The organism is Vallitaleaceae bacterium 9-2 (assembly GCA_038396585.1).
GTDB lineage: Bacteria > Bacillota > Clostridia > Lachnospirales > Vallitaleaceae > UBA1351.
Genome location: CP121691.1, coordinates 3498203 through 3519736, shown reverse-complemented (window position 1 = coordinate 3519736; position 21534 = coordinate 3498203). Strand labels below are relative to the sequence as shown.

Sequence of the window (21534 nt, the reverse complement as noted above, 5' to 3'; positions counted from 1 at the left end):
CATAGAGACGGCTTTCACGGAAGTGCTTTTTTGTTCTATAGGTAAGTTGTTTTATTCAAAATTTTCAAATCACAGGTAATATCCATTAAATAACATCATGGCATGTTCGTTTATAATTGCATTTGGTGGGGATAAAAGATTTGCCACTATAAAACCGAAAGAGACAACCAAAAATATTATTGCAAATATTTTTATCCATAGAAGGAAATGATTTTTTTTGATCTTTTGAGAAAAATACAAAATTATTAACAAGGTAACTGCAATTAATATTGCCAATACTAAAAAAATGATTGCTGGTAATGAACTTAAAAAGGATAATTCTAAAATACTTGTAAAAGTCATAATTTATGATTTCCCTCCTCGTGATCATGTGTGTGCATCTACATATCAATATAAAAGTTATTTGCTAATTAACAAAAGTTGCAACATTGAGATTGTCACCTGATGCATCTCCGCCCGGAATTAAGAGGAAATTACTTTGTATTGTATATGTTGGGGGCAAATTAATGTTAAATAATTTAATGTTATAGGTACCTTTGGACATAAATTGAGTGTCACTATATTTTGTGTAATATGATGAGTGCCCATCGTCTGAATAGCCTATTGGAGGCGTTAAATAATCATCGGTTCCTGTTGGAGTTATCTTTGATGCAGGATCAGTAATAGTGTAGTGTGATTTTAAGACAATCTCTCCATTTACAGCTAAATCAAAGGTATACGTTGTAGTCCAATCTCCATCAGAGACATTATAATTACCAAGTGGCTGTATTAAAATTTCGTCTATATTTTTTTCGTTTTTTATAGTTACACTTCCTTGTTTCTCGCCATCAATTATTATATCCCATGAATACTCGCCTTCGGTTAGATAATTTATATTTTTTGCCTCATTTGATAAAATGTTATTTAGTTCTTGTCTTTGATCATTTGCTAAGTTGTTTTTTAAAATAATTTTTGCGTGGGTTGGAATTGTTGCAATAAATAAATACATAAAAACTAAACTGAATGTAATTAATCTTTTTTCATAAAATCCTCCATTAGATATTTGAATTTAAAAGTTCCCATGTTAGGCTAAATTAGCTTTAAATAAGTTTGTCGACTAAACTACACACACCATATCATGTTTTTTTAAGAATAAAAAGATAATGTAATGAACGGTACCTTTTGATGTCATGAATGGCAGGCAAATCACCAAGACCTCTTTTTTTGTCAGTCCAAACCTCGCCTTATGTTAATGGCAGAGGTTTCTTTTTTTGTTATACTTTTATTAAAGTGATTTAAATGAATAGGAGGACAAGAGCATGGCAATAACATGTATTGCTGTCGATATTGGTGCATCTAGTGGACGACTGATTGCAGGCACTATTGAAGACGGAAAATTAAAACTTGAAGAATTGCATCGCTTTAAAAATGCAATGACACATATTGACGGACATGACCGTTGGGATGTGGACGGTTTGTTTGAACAAATCGAAGATGGATTGAAGAAAGTATATGAAATCTATCCAAGCGTATCATCAATAGGTGTAGATACATGGGGCGTGGACTATGCCTTGTTAGACCGACAAGGTGAGTTGATTCGTAAGGTTTATGCTTATCGAGACCATCGAACAGATCACACCATGGAAGAGGTCTTTGAAGAAATCGGACGAGACGAGATATATGAAAAAACCGGTGTTCAGTTTTTGCAGTTTAACACCTTATATCAACTTAAGGAACACTATAAAATGCATCCTGAAGATGTGGAAAATGCCAAGGTATACATGATGGTTCCTGATTATCTGCACTATAAGTTATCGGGGAAGACATCCATAGAGTATACGAATGCGACGACAACGCAACTGTTGAATGTTCATACCAACACATGGGATGAAGAACTTGTCAAAGTGACCGGGTTTGACGGTGCGATTTTTGCAGATCCGATTGCCCCTGGGTCTAAGCTTGGAGAAGTCAAGGCAGAGATTTTAGACAAAACAGGTTTCGATAAAATGGATGTTGTCGTGCCGGCAACACATGATACAGGTTCAGCCGTTGCGGCAGTGCCGGCTGTCGATAAAGAGTTTGCTTATATTAGTTCGGGTACATGGAGCTTGATGGGTGTGGAGAGTGATGCACCCATAGCCAGTGAACTTGCCGGACAATATAACTTTGCCAACGAAGGTGGTGTATATAATACCTATCGCGTGCTTAAAAATATCATGGGGCTATGGCTAATTCAAGAGGTCCAGCGAATCTATGACTACCAATACAGTTTTGCTGAACTGGTTGAGCTTGCTGAAGAAGTAGAGCCTTTTGGCTGTCTAATCAATCCTAATCATGAGCGCTTCTTAAATCCTGATAATATGATTGAAGAGATTCAAGCCTTTTGTAGGGAGACAGGGCAGAACGTTCCGAGTGAACCGGGACAGATTGCTAGGTGTATCTTTGAAAGCTTGGCTTTTCAATATAAGGAAGTGCTGTTGCAGCTAGGTGAAGTCTATGATGTGCCGATTAAGCGTATTCATATTATTGGCGGCGGTTCAAAAAACCTATTACTTAACCAGCTCTGTGCAGATTTTACAGGATGCGATGTGTATGCAGGACCGGATGAGGCAACAGCTATTGGGAACTTGTTGGTGCAGTTTATTACCAATGGAGCCCTAGATTCATTGACAGAGGCGAGGAAGCTTGTCATGGACTCTTTTGATATTCGAAAATTTGAACCAAAAACATATGATGGTATAGAAAAACAATGGGATAAATTTAGGAGGTTATAAGATGTTAAATAAGCAAAGAATTGAAGAAAGTTATAAGATTGCAAAACAGATGTATAAAGAAATGGGTGTCGACACAGACGCGGCATTAAAGACGTTGGCGACGATTCCTGTATCTGTTCACTGTTGGCAAGGTGATGATGTCAGCGGATTTGAAAATCCGGATGGCGAGTTGTCCGGCGGTATTCAAGCGACAGGAAATCATCCGGGAAAGGCGAGAACACCACAAGAACTTCGTGCAGATATGGAAAAAGCTTTTTCATTGATTCCGGGGAAAAAGCGTGTTAACCTTCATGCTCTATATCTTGAAACAGACGGACAAGCCGTTGAGCGTGACCAAATCGAGCCAAAGCATTTTGCTAATTGGGTTCAATGGGCAAAAGCCAATGATTTGGGCTTGGATTTTAACCCAACCCTTTTCTCGCATCCAAAAGCAGACGATGGAATGACGCTTAGTCACCCGGATGCAGAGATTCGTAACTTCTGGATTGAGCACGTTAAGCGCTCGCGAAAAGTTAGCGAGTACTTTGGTCAAGAGCTTGGAACACCTTCGGTAATGAATATTTGGATTCCGGACGGATTCAAAGACATTCCAGCAGATCGTCTAGGACCTAGAAAACGACTCAAAGAGTCATTGGATGAGATCTTGACAGAAAAAATCGATCGACAATATCACCTGGATGCGGTGGAGTCCAAAGTCTTTGGTATCGGTTCAGAAAGTTATGTTGTCGGATCCCATGAGTTTTATATGGGATACGGCGTCAAAAATGATGTCCTTGTCTGCTTAGACGCTGGGCATTTCCATCCGACAGAAGTGATCTCAAACAAACTCTCAGCGATGAGCCTGTTTGTTGATGAGTTGTTACTCCATGTGAGCCGTCCGGTACGTTGGGATAGTGACCATGTAATCGTTCTTGATGATGAGTTGATGGCAATTGCCCAAGAGATTGTTCGTGGCGACTTATTAGACCGCGTTCATATCGGATTGGACTTCTTTGATGCGAGTATCAACCGTGTAGCCGCGTGGACCATTGGAACACGCAACATGTTTAGAGCCTTGCTAATGGCCCTTGTTGAGCCTTTTGATGCGCTAAAATCTGCAGAAGTAGACTTTGACTTTACGACACGTCTTGCCATGCTCGAAGAGTTAAAATCAATGCCATGGCAAGCGGTATGGGATTATTACTGTATGCAACAAGGGGTACCGGTAGGACTGGACTGGTTGGATGAAGTGAAAAAATATGAACAAGACGTTCTATTAAAAAGAGGATAAAAAGTAAATTAGGTATTCATCAAGTGGATATGCCAAAGTAACATTGGTATATCCATTTCTTGTTCTGTTATAAAACTAAATAAGAGTTAAATTAATTAAATTTAAATTAAATAAAGAAGAAAAATATTTTAAAATTAAGTGAAAAAACCAGCTAAATGCTTGGTTTTTATTTTTTTTATTGAAAAAAGTGTGGAAAATAGACGAAAAAGCATTGACTGACCAACTGAATTTGTATATAATATTAAATGAATTAAACTTAAATTATTTAAAACTATTTAAAGGAATTTATTAAACAGGAGGATTTTATGAGAAGAAAAAGTTGGGTGTTATTTTTTGCATTAGTTTTATCTGTGTCAATGATTGCCGGATGCAGTCGAGGTGTTGAAGGCGACGATACAGATGTAACTGGCGATAGTAGTTCAGAACAAGATGCAAAAGATCAAGTGCAAAATGAAGAACAAGAAGATGCAGTTGAACTTACTGTATGGGGATGGGATGCTTCATTTAACGGTCTAGCCATGGAAGAGGCAGATAAGTTATATGAAGGGGCAAAAATTAATTTTGTAGAAATGGGAAAAGCAGATTGTCTACAAAAAATTCATACGACGCTAGCATCTGGAGTGACGACGGACTTGCCAGACATTGTGATTATTAGTGACTTAGCTGTGCAGGGGTATTTGATGGCCTATCCGGGAGCGTTTAAACCGATGGACGCAGTAATTGATTATGATACATTTGCAAAGTATAAAAAAGATATGTTGTCATATGAAGGCGTAGGATATGGAGTGCCGTTTGATACAGGCGTTGCGGGCTTATTTTACCGTACGGATTATATTGAAGAGGCAGGGTATACACAAGAACAAATGCAAGATTTGACATGGGATGAGTATCTTGCTTTAGGTGAAAAACTAGCAGAAAATGGGAAGTTGTTACAAACCTATAATTCCAATGATATTTCAGAATTCCAAATTATGCTTCAATCGGCAGGGACTTGGTATACAGATTCTTCAGGACAAGCGAATTTTTCGGAGAATGCAGCATTAAAAGAGTCTATAGATATATTTAAAAGATTAAATGATAGTGGATTTGTAAAAATTGCAAGTGACTGGACAGGATTTACAGGAGCAATTAATGGCGGTGAAGTGGCATGTGTAATTCGTGGCTCATGGATTTCGAGTGTAATCAAGGCAGGCGAAGATCAAAGCGGGCTGTGGAAAGTGGCGCCGATTCCAAGATTGAGTGTAGAAGGGGCAACAAATAAATCAAATCAAGGTGGGTCAAGCTGGTTTGTTTTGGCTGACAGTAAAAACGCAGATGTTGCTGCAGACTTTTTAAAAAATACATTTGCATCCAGCAACGAATTGTATAATACCTTATTGACAGAAAAAAACATCATGGGTACGTATTTGCCTGCAGCTACGGTAGAAGCTTATGGTGCAGAGGATCCCTTCTTTGGAAATATGAAAGTTAATCAAACGTTAGCGACGTGGTTATCTGAGATACCGGCGGTAGATACAGGGGTTTATACAGCGGAGGCGCAAGCGGCTATTTTGGCGGTTATGCCGGGAATTTTAGATGGAGATGATGTTCAGTCAGCATTAGAGGCGGCTAACGATCAGTTTAATCAAATGGTGCAGGAGTAATTTAGGAGGCTAGATGTGGTGCGGTTTCAACTAAAGACAAAAGAAAAGAAAATACTTATCGGATGGTCAATGATTTTACTTGCAGCATTGTTTATCATCGTATTTAGTTATATCCCAATGGTACAAGCTTTTTTCTTGTCGCTTAAGACGGGAAAAGGAGCAAACTTAACCTTTGATGGCTTTAGCAATTATAAACGTATGTTAGGTGATGCGACATTTTGGGTGACAATTAAAAATACGCTCTTTTATGCCATTGTTCAAATTCCTGTCATGCTATTTTTGGCATTGCTTTTAGCAACGTTTTTGAATGATCCTGGGCTAAAAGGGCGAGGGATATATCGCACCTGCATCTTTTTGCCTTGTGTTACATCTCTTGTGTCCTATGCGATTTTATTTAAAAATATTTTTGCGGTGGATGGTTTGGTCAATAACTTGTTGATATCTTTGCAGGTCATTGATAGTCCGATTGGATTTGTAACGGATGCGTTTTGGGCGCGAGTGATTATTATTATAGCCTTGGTATGGAGGCATACCGGTTACTATATGATTTTTTACTTATCGGCAATGCAAAATATTGATGGTTCAATCTATGAAGCGGCACAACTTGACGGATGTAGTGGTCGACAACAATTTTTAAAAATTACCGTGCCCATGTTAAAGCCTATTGTGTTTTTAACAAGTGTCATGGCGCTTAATTCAACGCTTCAGTTATTTGATGAGGTAGTGAATCTGACCAATGGAGGTCCGGGGAATGCAACGCGGACAATATCAGAATACATATATGACCTATCGTTTAATTATGTTCCAAGTTATGGGTACTCGGCGGCGATATCCTATGTAGTATTTCTTATTGTAGTTGTACTGACGTTGGTGCAGAAAGGAGTCATGAAAGAACGATGAAAAAAATAAACTATGGAATAAAACATATAGTGCTGAGTGTTGTCTCATTTATTTCGATTTTTCCATTTATATGGATGTTGATAAGCATAACGAACTATTCTAAGGATATTACGATGGGAAAACTGACCTTTGGTTATGCGTTGATTGACAATGTGAGAAAAGCTTTTGCAACAGCAGATATCGGAAGAGCGTTTTGGAATTCAACGCAGTTGGCGGTTGTTATTACCATTACATCATTGATTGTGTGTTCTCTAGCTGGCTATGCTTTTGTGATTTTTCCATCCAAAGGAAAAAATATAATATTTATGGTCCTTATTGCATCAATGATGGTTCCTTTTGCTGCAAGGATTATTCCGATGTTTCGCATGTTTGCAAGTGTGAATTTGTTGAATAATTACTTGGCGATTATTCTACCGGCAATCGGTGCGCCGTTTTTGGTGTTTTATTTTAAACAAAACACCCATGCATTTCCTGTTGAGACGATACAGGCAGCAAGAGTGGATGGGTGTAAAGAATACCAAATCTTTTTTAAGATTTTTATGCCCATGATGAAGTCTACATATGCCTCGGCTGCAATTTTTGCATTTATGGCAAGTTGGAATAATTATATGTGGCCATTAATTGCCTTGCAAAGCAATCAAAAATTTACCTTGCCGCTCACGGTGTCAAATTTAGCGGCAGGCTTTAATCCGGATTATGGCATCATCATGGTTGGAATTGTTATATCAACATTACCGACAGTGCTTGTCTTCTTCTTGTTGCAACGACAATTTGTTGAAGGGGTTATTGGGTCAGTTAAATAAGCGCTAGACATACCGGATAAATAATGCTAAAATTATTTAAAATATTTAGATGAATTTAGGAGATGAATATATGGCAATGAAAGCGAAAGATTTGGCAAAAAAGCTTGGCATTTCACCTGCTAGTGTTTCTTTAGTTTTAAATAATAAACCGGGTGTTAGTGAAAAAACAAGGCAAATGGTTTTAGATGCACTGACAGAGTATGGGTGCGAAAACTTAATGGCAGATAGTCCAAAAGAAAAGAAGACAGTACTATTTTTGGTTTATCGTAAAAATGTGGCAAAAGTTGAAGAATCGCCGTATTTTTCTCAGATATTTTCTGGAATCATCGAAGGCGTTGAATGCCAGGTGAAAAACTGCGGATATAAACTAATGGTGGCATATGTCGATAGTCTGTCGATAGTAAATGAAGTGGCGCGAATACGCGAAGAGGAAATTGATGGGTTGCTGATTTTGGCAACGGAAATGATAGAAGAACAGATGAAGCTGTTTACAGATATGCATGTGCCGACGATTATTATTGATAACTACATGGAGAACAAAGACATGGACTGTGTGGCGATTAATAATGAACAAGGTGTGGATTTGGCAATAACACATTTGGTAAATATGGGACATAGAGATATTGGCTATTTGCATATTGAAGGTAATGCAAATAATTTTGTGGAACGGTATTACGGCTTTTTAAGAGCGGTTCGTGAGAATGCGCTTGAGCTAAATGAAGAACATATACTCAGTTTTACTACCCATGGCGGCGATGATTTGTATCTGCAGTTGAAAAAGCAACTGAGCCAATTGTCGTCTATGCCGACTGCTTTTTTTGCTGATAATGATATTGTGGCGATTTGGGCGACAAAAGTGCTTAGAGAAATTGGGTATAGAGTTCCACAAGACGTATCTCTGGTTGGTTTTGATAATATCTCTTTGTCGCAAATGATTGACCCTGCATTAACAACAATTCAAACGCCAAAGTATCCCATTGGATGTGTGGCAGTGAATTTGCTTGCCAATAAGATTGAAGGTAAGTTAGAAGATGTTTTTGACGGGATACAAAAAGTTGAGATGAAAACCACCCTCATTCAGCGCCAGAGTGTTATGCAACGTGTATAAGATGTCGATGGCTTCTTTGGAGTAGACAAAGGAGTTAGTGTATTATGAATGATATAAATCAATCCATTCTTTTTGGCGGAGATTATAATCCGGATCAATGGGATGAAAAAACAATGCGAGAAGATATGGAACTTCTTGTAGAAGCGGGAGTTAACACGGTTTCTTTGCCTGTGTTTTCATGGGCGAAGCTTGAGCCGGAAGAAGGGGTATATGATTTTAAGTGGTTAGATAGGATTTTGGAGATACTTTGGGAGCATAAGATTTATGTCTTTTTGGCGACGCCGACTAGTGCTCAACCGGCTTGGCTTTCTACAAAATACCCTGAAGTACTTCCGGTAGACATTCAAGGGCGAAAGCGTACCCATGGTATGCGTGTTTTTTTCTGTGTGAATAGCAAAAAATATAGAGAGCGCGCGGCAGCAATAGCAATGGCAATGGCTAAGCGCTATAAAGATTACCCGGGGCTAATCGGCTGGCATGTAGCGAATGAATATGGAACCTATTGTTATTGTGATACGTGTCAAAAAAAATTCAGAGTATGGTTAAAAGAAAAATATGGATCGTTGGAAGCGTTAAACACCAAGTGGAATACTGCTTTTTGGGGGAGGACATTAACGGATTTTGATGAAGTGATGTTGCCGACGCAACTCAATGATGACTATCGATTTAATCCGGTTATCCAGCTGGACTATTTACGTTTTGTCACGGATTCAACCATTGAATGCTTTAATAATGAAGCGACAATTGTAAAATCAGAGACGCCACATCTGCCGGTCTTTACCAATATCTCAGGATTCATCAAAAAAATCGATCAGTTTAAGATGGTGCCACATATGGATTTTGCCGGTTGGGATAACTATCCGGCGCCAACAGATGCATGGAGCTTTCCGGCGATGAAGCATGATATTATGCGGGCGGCAAACAATGGAAAGTCGTACTGTGTTATGGAACAATCCCCTAATCAGCAAAACTGGCAGCCTTATAATAAGTTGAAGCGACCGGGGGAAGTAAGAAAAATCGCATATCAAGGATTGGCACATGGATCCGATAGTAGTCTGTTTTTCCAAATGCGACAATCGATTGCTGGGCAAGAAAAGTATCATGGAGCATTTATCTCTCATAGTGGAAAAAAAGATACTCGCATTTACAAAGAAATAAGTGCCCTAGGTGCTGAATTAAAAAAGCTGGAAGGGACATTTAGAGGTGCAACGACACATTCAGATGTAGGAATCTTGTTTGATTGGGAGAGTTGGTGGGCGCTTGAGCTTGCTAGTGGACCGACCAAAGACATGAATTACCTTGAACAGGTGCATTACTACTACGATGCATTTTATAAGCAAAACATATCCGTGGATATGTTAAAGGTCACTTCGGATCTTTCTAAGTATAAAGTAATTGTTGCACCGCTATTATATATGATTGAGGAAACATTGGCAGAAAAAATAGAAGCTTTTGTAGAAGCAGGCGGAGTTTTTATTGCAACATATATGACGGGATATGTAGATGTCTATGATCATTGCAGTTATGGAGCATATCCAGGTCCGCTAAAACGTGTCCTTGGTATGTGGGTTGAAGAAATCGATGCACTAAGACCAGAGGAAAATAATAGGATTCGAAGGGTGGATGGCATGGGAGAATCAAGAAGTTACCCGTGTGGATTCTTATGTGATCTCATCCGGTTAGAAGGGGCGCAACCCATTGCAGTTTATGAGCAGGACTTTTATGCGCAGATGCCGGCGGTAACGCTTAATGGCTTTGGAAAAGGAGAAGCCTATTACATTGGCACACAAGTACATGAAAGCTATCTGGAGGAGTTGGTAGCTTCGGTGTGTAAAAAAGTGCATGTGACATCGCCTTTTGCATTTGAAGGGGAAGTTGAGATTAGAACAAGAAAAAATGAATCAGGGACGTATTATTTTATTATCAATTTTTCTGTAAAATCTGGAAGGGTTGATTTGGAGCGAAGTACATACCATAATTTGCTAGATGGACAGACATATAGTGGTAAGGTTGAACTTAATCCTAATACCGTTATGGTTTTGATGTTAGTCTAGAAAAATCGTATCTTATAGTAAGTCCAATAATATGGGGCGTATCGAATAGAAAATTTCGATGCGCCCCTTTTTTTATTCTATAGGAAAGTCCTACTTTAGCTTTGTTCTTAATGTTCGGTGATTAGATTAGCGCTATGCAAAAACTTTTCAATGGCTGCCAAAGCTTCTGCATGTGTCAGGTTTTCTTTTGGGTCTAATGTAGTGGCATTTCTTCCGGTAAATATTCGAGCGTTGGTTACTTTGATTGCAGATGGAAGTGCCCACTTAGCAATATCCGAGGTGTCCATTGAAGCTGAATCCTCATATGGGTTCGTATAATTGGCAACATCCATAATATTTGCATACATGATCATCGCTTCTTCTCTTGTCACCAGCGCATCGGGTCTAAAGGTAGAATCTGGATATCCATTGATTATATTCCAGTTGTTTGCGATAACGATTGCTGCAAAGTGTGGGTTTTCTTTGTCGATATCTGTAAACATAGATTCTGTAGAAGTATCGGCTCTATATATTCCAAGGCTACGTGTCAGATATTCGACAAGCTCAGCTCGAGTTATTGGTTTGTCAGGGTCAAAGTTTTTTGGGTCAGGCAAAATCAAACGAGACGCCATATTCTCAACGGTAGCTTGAGCCCAGTGATTCTCGGGTAGGCTAACGCTGACAGGGTTATTTATTACGGAGTAAGTTGAGTTTGTTAATGCGCTGATTCGTATATAAAGCTGATTATCTTTGGTGAATAAGGCTGTAGGTACTGGGTTATATGTATAGTCTGCGTTAAATACAATACCGGTAGAGATATCTTCGGCGAGAGAATCTTTGGGCGCTTGTAGAACTCTTTCGACATAATTAGTAAATCTATTGACCTCTATTTTTTGTGGGAAGCTATTATTTTCGGAAGAGGCATAAATTTTAAATTCTAAAGGCTCAATAAGTATTTTTGCATTTTTTTCCTTTGTTTTTTCATGCATTAAAAGCTGATTCTCTTTTGGGGCTTTGTTAATTTGAATATCAAATTCTATTTTTTGAAGTTCATCAGTATCTAATGTCATCTGCTGGGCGATAGAATCGACGTCTAACATGGATGCGGGTATATTGTAAGAGATACCCTCTCGGCTGATTAAAATGTTAAAGTTATTATGTTCAAGTTTTTTTACAATATCTCCGGTAAGGGATATGTTTGAGTTTGCGGCTGAACGATCAGGAACAATAATTTCAATCGTATTGTCTGCTTGAAGTTCTGTATTTTGTGAGTCTTTTATCCGTTCATCAATAATTTTTGTGACAGAATCGGTTAATACGGAGATGTCTACAGTTCTTATACCGTTTTGGGTATGAATCTGCTCATTACCGATATTAAAACTCTCGTTATTAATCTTTATGACAGTATTTTTAGGTGTAGAAGTATCTGAGGATGAACTGCCACCTTTGCTGGGTGCTGGCTTAACGATAACATTTATGCCTGCCATTAGATTTCCGGGATTTAAAAACTCAGCAGAAGGCTCTATAGAGCCTGTAAAATAGTAAGTTCCCGGAGTATCAGACTTATAATCGGGAGTGTTTGTATTCCAAGATATAGCAGCACTTGTTGTTGTTGAGTTACTTAAGTTTACATTAACCGTTGAAGGAAAGTTGATTGAAGTTGCAAGCGTTCCTTTTGATACGCTAATATCGGATAGTGGAGATATAGAATCAATATTAGGTGTCGGGACTTCGCCGACGGCAACGTTAACATGTGCCTTGAGATCATTTGGATTTGAGATGTTAGGATCGGCTATTGCGAAAGTACCTGTAAAAGCATAGGTTCCGGCTTGGGTTGGAGAGTATACAGGCGTTCCATTGTCCCAGGAGATAGCAGCAGATGTTGTCGATGAATAGTCACTAATGTTTAGCGTGACAATAGTCGGTAGAGGTACCTGGTTTAAAGGGGTTCCGTTCTCAACATTAATCTGAGGAATATTCGCAACATTCATTACTCTTAATATATAATTCGCAACAGGCATATTGGCAAAATCAGAAAACTTAAGAGAAGTTTCAGCAACGGTCAAATCATCTATACCGGTTTGGTTATAACTTAGGATTAGATTAGTATCAAAAGAGGTAAGTTTAGCGTCGAGTGTCAGGGTGATTTCATTATCTGCTACGAGGGCTTCAATAATTTGGGGATTAGATGAAGCGCCACTTAATGTAAAAGCATTAGGGTCAGCTGCACCGCTAACCATAGTTTTATTTAGTTTGATTTTAATATGCGTTGTATCGATGGTATTAGCTGATCCGATAAGTCGTTTGATGGATGACGAATCAGAATAATATATAGAACCATCCGTATCGACTGCGATAGCCCATACATCAGAAGAGTTAGCATTAAAGGAATCGAGTTTGCTTCCGTTAAGATCATATTTGTCGATCGTTCTAGTATTGGAGTTGGGTACGTACAAAAATCCGTCTTTACCCACTTTAACTTCATTGATAAAGCCGGTATTTGTGATGAATTCAGTTTTTGTACCGTCAGGAGTAACTTTGAATACGCTTTGTGAATTGCGTGAAGATACATATAGATTGTCGTTAGAATCGATAGTAAGACCTATAATCGAGTGACTACTAAAACCAGACGCAAATATTTCATTGCCTGTACCATCAGAGTTCATCTTTATAATATTGCCGTTTTGATAATCTAATACAAAGAGTTTATCCTGGCTATCAATTGCAATTCCGGTTAATAAGACCCCGGTATCTAATAGGATTGAAGAATTACCACTAGGGTCAATTTTTTTGACTTTACGATTTGAATGTTCAGCTATGTATAGATTTCCGGCATTGTCGAAAGTCATGCCTAGGGGCTGTATAGTCGAAGAGAAAAAGACATTTTTGTTACTGCCGGTTTTGTCCATTTGGAGTATTTTGCTACCTGAATATTCAGAGACATATAACTTATTATCATCGGAAAAGATGATGTCAAAGGGGCTTGAGTGCCCGGAGGAGATGTCAATTCCATAATAAGGAGTTGCTTGTGCATGTAATACCTCGAATGAACTCAAAGATGAAAAGATTAATAGAAATGCCAGTAGAAATGAAATGCGTTTTTTATGATACATAAAAACCCTCCCTAATTTTAAAAAAATTTTAAGAAAAAATATATATATGTATTATATCATGAAATTATAAGCGATTTTAGAAAAAAATAACATAAAATGTTTTTTTGCTTTATAATAAGAGTAAATATTAAAAGTGGAAGGAAGTAAATATGCCTGTAAAAGTTATAACAGATAGTACATCATATATATCACAAGAGTTAGTAAAAAAATACGAGATAGATATTTTATCCCTCAATGTACTTTTAAATGGAAAGAATAAACGGGAATTAGATTGGACAAATGAAGAGTTTTATCAAGAGATGGAGCAATGTGGAGAATTCCCAAAATCTTCACAGCCTTCTTTAGATGAGATGGTCAACCTTTTTGAAAAACATATACTTCAAAATGAACAAGTCGCAGCAGTTTTTATGTCGTCTAAGATGAGCGGAACGTTTGCAACAGCAACGATGGTTAAAGAACAGCTGTTAGAAAAGTATCCGGAGGCTGAAATAGAAATATTGGATTCCAAAACGAATTCAATGCAGCTTGGATTTGCAGCACATGAGGGAGCAAAAAAAGCAAGTGAAGGTGCTAGCCTAAAAGAGGTTTTAGGTGCTATGGAGCATGTTATTGATAATAGTCGATTTTTGTTTACGCCAGAGACGTTTGAGTATCTAAAAAAGGGCGGAAGAATAGGCGGAGCAGCGGCGCTTTTGGGACATTTGTTTAATATAAAACCTGTCCTTACGGTAGATAATGGACAGACCATGGTCTTTGGAAAGGTAAGAACGCGAAAAAAAGCAATCGATTTGATTTTGAACAAACTTTATGAAGATGTATCGGATAGAGAACTTGGTGGTATCATTGTCCATCATATAAACTGTGAAGATAAAGGTCAGGAGATAGCTGAGGAGATTGGGCTAAAACTGGGAATTAAAGTGAAGGTGCAGTCGATAGGACCGGTCATAGGGACACACGTAGGACCGGGGAGTGTAGGCGTTGCATATTGGTTAAAGTAAGCTGTGGTAACATATCATTGAACAAGAGTGAGGATATGTCTAAGGAAAGAGGTGGTAATGATGACGACTCAGGAACTTGATCAGCGCCTTCGTGGGCTTAATGAAGTAGAACTTGCCTATCGGGGAACGACACCGGATGGTTTAAGAACATACTTTTCTAACGAAAACCCAACAGATGCATGGATTATCAACAGTGACAAGCTGATGGAGGAAGGAGAGGTTATCGCTATCCATAAACATGATCGCTTTGTAACCTTTGACAAGCACCGTCATGATTATCTTGAGATGATTTTTGTCTATTCAGGTGCGATTCGTCAATCCATCGAGGGCAAAGATTTAACCATCAACAAAGGGGAGATATTTCTTCTGGATATGAATATGGAACATAGTATCTATGAGGCCGGTGAAGATGATATTGCTATTAATATTTTGATAAAAAAGGAATTCTTCGATTCTTTTTTCATGAAACAGGTGGCATATAATGATGTGATTTCTAACTTCGTGGTCAAAGCTATCTATGGAAAAAAAGACGTGAAACAGTATATTTATTTCCAAACCTCAAAAAACGAGCAAATTTGGAATTTTATGCTCCAGCTTCTGATGGAATACTATGAACAAAGAAATGGCGTGGAGACAGCGATTCGTGCGTATATGCTTTTGATTTTTAACGAACTGTTTCGAGGCTATGAAAAACACTTGTCTAAATCGATGGTTAATGCAATCGACACCAGTATTTCAGCGGAAGTATTAAATTATATTAATGACCATTTTAAGGATTTGTCCCTAACGATGATGGCAAAAGACTTTAATTATCATCCGGATTATCTAGGGAAGATGATTAAGAAGATGACCGGATCGAGCTTGACGACATTGGTAAAAGATCGTAAGCTCGATTATGCAGGATATCTTCTTGAACATACTGAGATGGCCATTAGTGATATTGTTGCAGAGATAGGGTATTCGAATATTTCCTATTTTTACAAGCAATTCAAGAAAAAATTTGGTGCAACACCAGATCAAATACGCAAAAAATAAGAAGAAATCCAAAAAAATTGGAAAGATTCTTATTTTTTTTTGTGAATTTTTATTCCTCAAGAAAAAACAAGGATAATCCACAAAAAAACACATAAAAACAGGGGTAAATTCATTGACATTAGTGGGGTTAAGTGGTACTATTAGAATGAAATAAAGATAAAACAACATAAAACAACATAAATCAAGAATTATTTGGAGGTAAGCTATGTTTAATGAATTTGAAGTAAAAAAACAAATGTGTGAAATTGGTCAACGCATTTACCAACGTGAAATGGTTGCAGCAAACGACGGGAACTTTTCAGTGAAACTCGATGAGAACACATTTTTATGTACACCAACAGGCGTGTCTAAAGGTTTTATGACACCAGACATGATCTGTAAAGTCGATGCAGATGGAAACTTAAAGCAACCTAATGGTCAATGGAAACCATCTTCAGAGATTAAGATGCACATGCGTATTTACAAAGAACGTCCAGACGTTAACTCTGTTGTTCATGCACATCCACAATATGCAACAGCATACGCAATCGCAGGTATTCCACTAACAGAAAAAATAATGCCTGAAGCGGTTATCTTCTTAGGCGAAGTTCCAATTGCAAAATACGGTTTACCTTCAACAATGGAGATTCCAGATGCAGTTGAACCTTACCTTGACTGTTATGATGCAGTGCTTCTTGAAAACCACGGAGCTTTGGCATGGGGACATGATTTGATGTCAGCCTACTTTAAAATGGAAAGTTTAGAGTTCTATGCATCTTTGGCATACAAAGCAAAAGCTTTAGGTGGGGCAAAAGAATTGCCATCTGAAGAAGTGGCTAGATTATACGAACTTCGTAAACAATTTGATGTACCAGGTCGTCATCCGGTAGACTGCCAAAGTGGCGCGTGTTCAACAAAAACAAATTCACCAGCAAAAACAGACGCAAGTGAAGCAGCAATTGCAGAAATTGTAAAACGTGTTATTGAGCAGTTGAAATAGAGGTGAGCAATGTGAAACGCTCTCGAAGAATGGAGATTCTCGATCAGCGTCCTGTCAACCAAGATGGTTTTATTGATGAGTGGCCGGAAAAAGGATTTGTGGCGATGTCAAGCCCTTATGATCCAAAGGCAAGCTTAATCATTGACAATAACCGAGTGATTGAGATGGATGGAAAAAATCGTGAAGAATTTGACTTTATTGATGAATTCATAGCAGATCATTACATTGATGTCAAGACGGCGCAAGAGAGCATGGCGTTGTCGCCGATACAAATAGCTAGATTATTGGTTGATATTCACGTTGATCGACAACAGATAATAAATATTTTTAAAGGACTGACCCCAGCCCGAGTTACCGAAGTGCTTAATGAGCTTAATGTTGTTGAGATGATGATGGCAATGCAAAAAATGCGTGGGCGTTTGTTCCCTGCAAATCAAGCACATATTACCAATGCAAAAGACAATCCGATTTTGATTGCTGCGGATGCGGCTGAAGGCGCGCTTCGTGGTTTTCGTGAGGAAGAGACAACCGTTGGTATTGCAAGATATGCACCGTTAACAGCAGTAGGATTATTAGTTGGAGCCCAGATTGGTTCCAAAGGGGTTTTAACCCAATGTGCAGTTGAAGAAGCTGTTGAGTTACAGCTAGGTATGCGTGGTTTTACAACTTATGCCGAGACCATGAGTGTCTATGGAACAGAAGCTGTTTTTATGGATGGGGATGATACACCTTATTCCAAAGCGTTTTTGGCATCAGCTTATGCCTCCCGTGGTTTAAAGACACGCTTTACCTCAGGGACAGGTTCTGAAGTGTTGATGGGAAGCGCCGATGGCAAATCCATGCTTTATCTTGAGACAAGATGTCTCATGGTTACCAAAGGGGCTGGCGTTCAAGGGATTCAAAATGGTTCCGTAAGTTGTATTGGTGTCACATCAGCAGTGCCCTCAGGAATACGTGCTGTGTTGGCAGAAAACCTGATTGCGTCTTCCCTTGATTTAGAATGTGCATCCTCCAATGATCAGAATTTTAGTCATTCGGATATGCGAAGAACCGCTCGAACCATGATGCAGTTTTTACCCGGAACCGATTTTATCTTTAGTGGATATAGCGGCGTTCCTAATGAAGACAATATGTTTGCCGGTTCAAACTTTGATGCAGAAGATTTTGACGACTACAATGTGTTGCAGCGGGATTTAAAGGTAGATGGTGGTCTTAGACCGGTCAAAGAAGAAGACGTTATTCGTGTGAGAAACAGAGCGGCAAAAGCCATGAAAGCGATTATAGAAACTCTGGAACTTGGACAAGTAACAGATGAAGAAGTCGAAGCGATTACCTATGCCCATGGCAGTCGAGATGTTCCGGATCGGGACGTTGTCTCAGACTTGCAGGCGATTGACAAGATGATGCAAGACAAAGTAACGGGGATTGATGTTATCAAAGCTTTATATAAGTCTGGATTTGAAGAAGAGGCGGATATGGTCTTAAGTATGTTAAAACAAAGATTATCTGGCGATTATCTTCAAACCTCAGCCATATTAAATGAATCCTATGATGTTATGAGTACCGTTAACTATCCCAACACCTACAAAGGACCGGGAACGGGGTATGTCATGGATGAAAAGCGCTGGGATGAAATAAAAAAAATCCCCCACATAATTCAACTGGATGATTTATAAGGAGGTGTCATAGATGAATACATTCAACCGAGACATCACTGTCGAAGAAATTGTCGAAGCGGTGAACAAGGTCATAAGTACAATGACAGAATCTAAGATGCCGACAGAAGATGGAACCCAAGTAGGAGAGCTTAAACAGCTAGGAACCGTCAAACCCAGTCAAGATGTAAAAGAAGTCGGGGTGGCTATTGGCCCAGCCTATGGTCTGCATATCCACAAAACGATTAATGGACTAGACCATATGGTAGTTCTTAAGGAAATCTTGGCGGGAATTGAAGAAGAAGGCATGATTCCTCGCGTGATTCGCGGAACAAGGACATCGGATGTTGCCTTTATCGCCAATGATGTAGCCAAGCTTGTAGGTTCAGGAATTGCTGTTGGTATCCAGTCTAAAGGGACGACAGTCATTCATCAAAAAGACTTGTATCCTTTGACAAATCTTGAACTATTTCCCCAAGCGCCCATCATTACGCTTAAGATGTATCGACAAATCGGGAAAAACGCGGCAAAGTATGCAAAAGGAGAGCAGGTCAAACCGGTAAAAGTTATCAATGACATCACTTCCAGACCTAAGTACCAAGTTCGAGCAGCTTTAATGCATACCAAGGAGACGGAATATGTCGTCAAACGTGGCCCGTATATTGAAATAGAAGTACCTATGTAGGAGGTAAGTATGGACTTATATCCGTTAAAAGAAAAACATCCCAATATTATCAAAAGTAAAAGTGGAAAGGGTCTTGATGAGATTACATTAGAAGCCATTGTTGCTGGAGATGTAACGGCAGAAGATATTAAGATATCCAAGGAAGTCTTAGTCTTGCAAGCAGAAGTGGCAAGACAAGAAGGTAAGATTCAACTGGCACAGAACTTTGTTCGATCTGCAGAACTGATTGAAATTCCTGATGATGAAATCCTTGATATGTACAATATGTTGCGACCTTATCGTTCCACAGAAGAAGAGTTAAAAGCCCTTAGTAGTAGGCTTCGAACAGAATATGATGCACAAGTATGTGCAGACTTTATTGAAGAGACATTATATGTCTATAAAAAACGCGACTTACTAAAACAGTAGAGAAAATGGTGATGATATGCTCATAGCCGGTGTAGATATCGGAAATTCAACAACTGAAATCAGTATTGCAAAGGTCGATGAACAAGGATATATGCATTTTCTCTCCTATGCAGAAGTCGAGACGACAGGAACCAAAGGGACAATTCATAACATCAAAGGTATCAAAGAAGGTTTGCGTCATGCCATGCTTAAGGAAAAGATGCAAGTAAGGGACTTATCCCTCATCCGATTAAATGAAGCGGCCCCGGTCATTGGCGATACGGCCATGGAGACCATTACAGAGACCATTATCACAGATTCGACAATGGTTGGACACAACCCGGACACACCTGCAGGTCAAGGTGTGGGAGTAGGAAGAACCATATTTATTAAAGACCTCATTGAGATACGTCACAAAGAACCCCTCTTGGTGATGGTTCCTGAAACTATGGATTATGAATTTTGTGCCAAATGCATTAATGCGGCAGAACAAAATATCGTCGGCCTCATCTTACAACGCGACGAAGCCGTTCTAGTCTACAATCGTTTGACCAAAAAAATTCCGATTATAGATGAAGTGAGTGGCATTGATAAACTTCCGATAGGTAAATTGGCCGCTATTGAAGTAGCCATCCCAGGGATGACTATAAAAACATTATCCAACCCGTACGGCATTGCAAAACTTTTTGACCTATCACCGTCGGAAACATCAGCGGTGATTCCAATATCCAAAAGTCTGATTGGCAAAAAGTCAGCAGTTGTTGTAAAAAATGCAGAAGGTGGCATGCGGGAAGTTAAAGTTGAAGCAGGAAGCTTAACCTTGAAAGACTACGAAGACAAAACGGTTTCGATATCCATTGATGCAGGAGCTAGAGCGATTATGGAAGCAGTCCAAACCGTAGGAGACATCAAAGACATTCAAGGAGAACAGGGAACTTATGTAGGCGACATGCTTCATCGCATGAAGCAGAACCTATCGGAACTATCGGAAGAATCTACAACGAAGTTAAGTATTAATGACTTACTAGCCATTGACACCTTTGTTCCGGTTAAAGTAAAAGGAGCCCTTGCAGATGAGGTGGCTATGGAAAAAGCTGTTGCAATCGCAGCTATGGTTAAGGCAGATAAGCTTCCGATGAATCGATTAGCAAGACAGCTCGAAGAGCAGTTGAACATCCCGGTAAAAGTGGCAGGTGTTGAGGCGGTGATGGCAGCCATCGGAGCGATGACAACCAAAGGCACACAACTTCCCATAGCCATACTGGATTTGGGTGGAGGATCAACCGATGCAGCCTTGCTTGACAAAAAAGGTGAAGTTCGCTCGATACACTTAGCAGGTGCAGGAAGCTTTGTAACCATGTTGATTGACAAGGAATTACGCCTAGAAAACCTAACGATGGCAGAGTTAATTAAGCGCTATCCCATTGCCAAAGTTAATTCCTTATATCATATGACCATGGAAAATGGCGAGGTGGTTTTTCATCATAAACCCTTACCGGCAAAACTCTATGCACGTGTTGTAGTGGTTACAGACAGTGAACTGATTCCTATAATAACAGATTTATCCTTAGAGCGTATTACAACTGTGCGCCAGGAGATTAAGCAAAAGGTCTTTGTAACCAATGCGCTAAGAGCGTTGGAAAAAGTGGCGCCAAATGGTGATATCCGACAGATTCCCAATGTCGTTATCCTCGGAGGTTCAGCCCTAGATCAAGAGATACCGGAGTTGATTCAACAGGAACTGGCTAAGTATAACATTGTTGCCGGACGTGGAGACATTCGTGGTGTCTTAGGACCCAGAAATGCAGTAGCGACTGGATTAGTCATGAGCTATTTAAGTGAGGCGTTTCAATGAAAAATCTAAAAACGAGTATCATCGTAGCGAGTTATGAGCCGGATAAAAAAACATTACAAGAAGTATTAGCTGGAATTGAAGAAGAAGGCGGTCTCGCCCAGACAATAGATGAACCTTTAAAACATGTTGCAGAGGCATTAGCCAATAAGGCGGCAAAGCAATCAGCCCTTGGAACCGGCATTGGCATCTATAAAACCAAGGTAGCCCTTGCCTTTAATACCCAAGTTGGTCTAGCTAAGGTTGCCTTTGAACCAAGGACCCCAAGACAGACAGGACAAAATGCAGCACGATATACCAAGAATAAGCCCTTTATATAA

18 protein-coding genes are annotated in these 21534 nt (G+C 39.2%); 15 read left to right on the top strand and 3 right to left on the bottom strand.

Going from position 1 to position 21534, the window contains the following annotated elements:
• Positions 1-69: 69 nt before the first annotated feature.
• Positions 70-342 (bottom strand): hypothetical protein, encoded by a 273-nt coding sequence (locus QBE53_15985; protein WZL81276.1) that lies wholly within the window; start codon positions 340-342, stop codon positions 70-72.
• A 64-nt stretch (positions 343-406) separates the two neighbouring features.
• Positions 407-988 carry a hypothetical protein gene (locus QBE53_15980; protein ID WZL81275.1) on the bottom strand — a complete coding sequence of 194 codons (582 nt, stop codon included), beginning with the start codon at positions 986-988 and terminating at the stop codon, positions 407-409.
• Between the two features lie 310 nt (positions 989-1298).
• Between QBE53_15980 and rhaB the strand changes: the two genes are divergently transcribed.
• From rhaB to QBE53_15945, 7 genes are all read left to right on the top strand, one after another.
• Positions 1299-2753, top strand: a complete 1455-nt coding sequence (rhaB, locus tag QBE53_15975) for a rhamnulokinase (GenBank protein WZL81274.1) — start codon at positions 1299-1301, stop codon at positions 2751-2753.
• 1 nt (position 2754) lies between these two features.
• Positions 2755-4023 carry an L-rhamnose isomerase gene (gene rhaA / locus QBE53_15970; GenBank protein ID WZL81273.1) on the top strand — a complete coding sequence of 423 codons (1269 nt, stop codon included), beginning with the start codon at positions 2755-2757 and terminating at the stop codon, positions 4021-4023.
• 305 nt (positions 4024-4328) lie between these two features.
• Entirely contained in the window at positions 4329-5666 is a 1338-nt protein-coding gene (locus QBE53_15965; protein WZL81272.1) for an extracellular solute-binding protein, read from the top strand.
• 15 nt (positions 5667-5681) lie between these two features.
• Positions 5682-6566, top strand: coding sequence for a sugar ABC transporter permease (locus QBE53_15960; protein WZL81271.1), 885 nt, complete (start codon positions 5682-5684; stop codon positions 6564-6566).
• Entirely contained in the window at positions 6563-7369 is an 807-nt protein-coding gene (locus QBE53_15955) for a carbohydrate ABC transporter permease (GenBank protein WZL81270.1), read from the top strand. Before QBE53_15960 ends, QBE53_15955 begins: the two co-directional genes overlap by 4 nt.
• Positions 7370-7439: 70 nt before the next feature.
• Entirely contained in the window at positions 7440-8477 is a 1038-nt protein-coding gene (locus QBE53_15950) for a LacI family DNA-binding transcriptional regulator (GenBank protein WZL81269.1), read from the top strand.
• Positions 8478-8521: 44 nt separating this feature from the next.
• Complete coding sequence (locus QBE53_15945; GenBank protein ID WZL81268.1) at positions 8522-10531, top strand: beta-galactosidase; 2010 nt, start codon at positions 8522-8524, stop codon at positions 10529-10531.
• A gap of 107 nt (positions 10532-10638) precedes the next feature.
• Here the strand turns inward: QBE53_15945 and QBE53_15940 are convergent, their stop codons facing one another.
• Positions 10639-13623 carry an S-layer homology domain-containing protein gene (locus tag QBE53_15940; GenBank protein WZL81267.1) on the bottom strand — a complete coding sequence of 995 codons (2985 nt, stop codon included), beginning with the start codon at positions 13621-13623 and terminating at the stop codon, positions 10639-10641.
• A 149-nt stretch (positions 13624-13772) separates the two neighbouring features.
• Between QBE53_15940 and QBE53_15935 the strand changes: the two genes are divergently transcribed.
• From QBE53_15935 to QBE53_15900, 8 genes are all read left to right on the top strand, one after another.
• Positions 13773-14621 (top strand): DegV family protein, encoded by an 849-nt coding sequence (locus QBE53_15935; protein ID WZL81266.1) that lies wholly within the window; start codon positions 13773-13775, stop codon positions 14619-14621.
• Between the two features lie 57 nt (positions 14622-14678).
• Positions 14679-15656: an AraC family transcriptional regulator gene (locus QBE53_15930; GenBank protein WZL81265.1), complete on the top strand. Its 978-nt coding sequence runs from the start codon at positions 14679-14681 to the stop codon at positions 15654-15656.
• A 205-nt stretch (positions 15657-15861) separates the two neighbouring features.
• Entirely contained in the window at positions 15862-16635 is a 774-nt protein-coding gene (locus tag QBE53_15925; GenBank protein WZL81264.1) for a class II aldolase/adducin family protein, read from the top strand.
• Positions 16636-16646: 11 nt separating this feature from the next.
• Complete coding sequence (locus tag QBE53_15920; protein ID WZL81263.1) at positions 16647-18311, top strand: propanediol/glycerol family dehydratase large subunit; 1665 nt, start codon at positions 16647-16649, stop codon at positions 18309-18311.
• Between the two features lie 13 nt (positions 18312-18324).
• A complete protein-coding gene (locus QBE53_15915; protein WZL81262.1) occupies positions 18325-18975 on the top strand; it encodes a propanediol/glycerol family dehydratase medium subunit in 651 nt (216 codons plus the stop codon).
• Between the two features lie 9 nt (positions 18976-18984).
• The gene (locus QBE53_15910; GenBank protein ID WZL81261.1) at positions 18985-19383 is read left to right on the top strand and encodes a diol dehydratase small subunit; all 399 of its coding nucleotides are present in this window, start codon (positions 18985-18987) and stop codon (positions 19381-19383) included.
• Positions 19384-19399: 16 nt separating this feature from the next.
• Positions 19400-21217, top strand: coding sequence for a diol dehydratase reactivase subunit alpha (locus tag QBE53_15905; protein ID WZL81260.1), 1818 nt, complete (start codon positions 19400-19402; stop codon positions 21215-21217).
• Complete coding sequence (locus QBE53_15900) at positions 21214-21534, top strand: glycerol dehydratase reactivase beta/small subunit family protein (GenBank protein ID WZL81259.1); 321 nt, start codon at positions 21214-21216, stop codon at positions 21532-21534. The genes QBE53_15905 and QBE53_15900 overlap by 4 nt, the downstream gene beginning before the upstream one ends.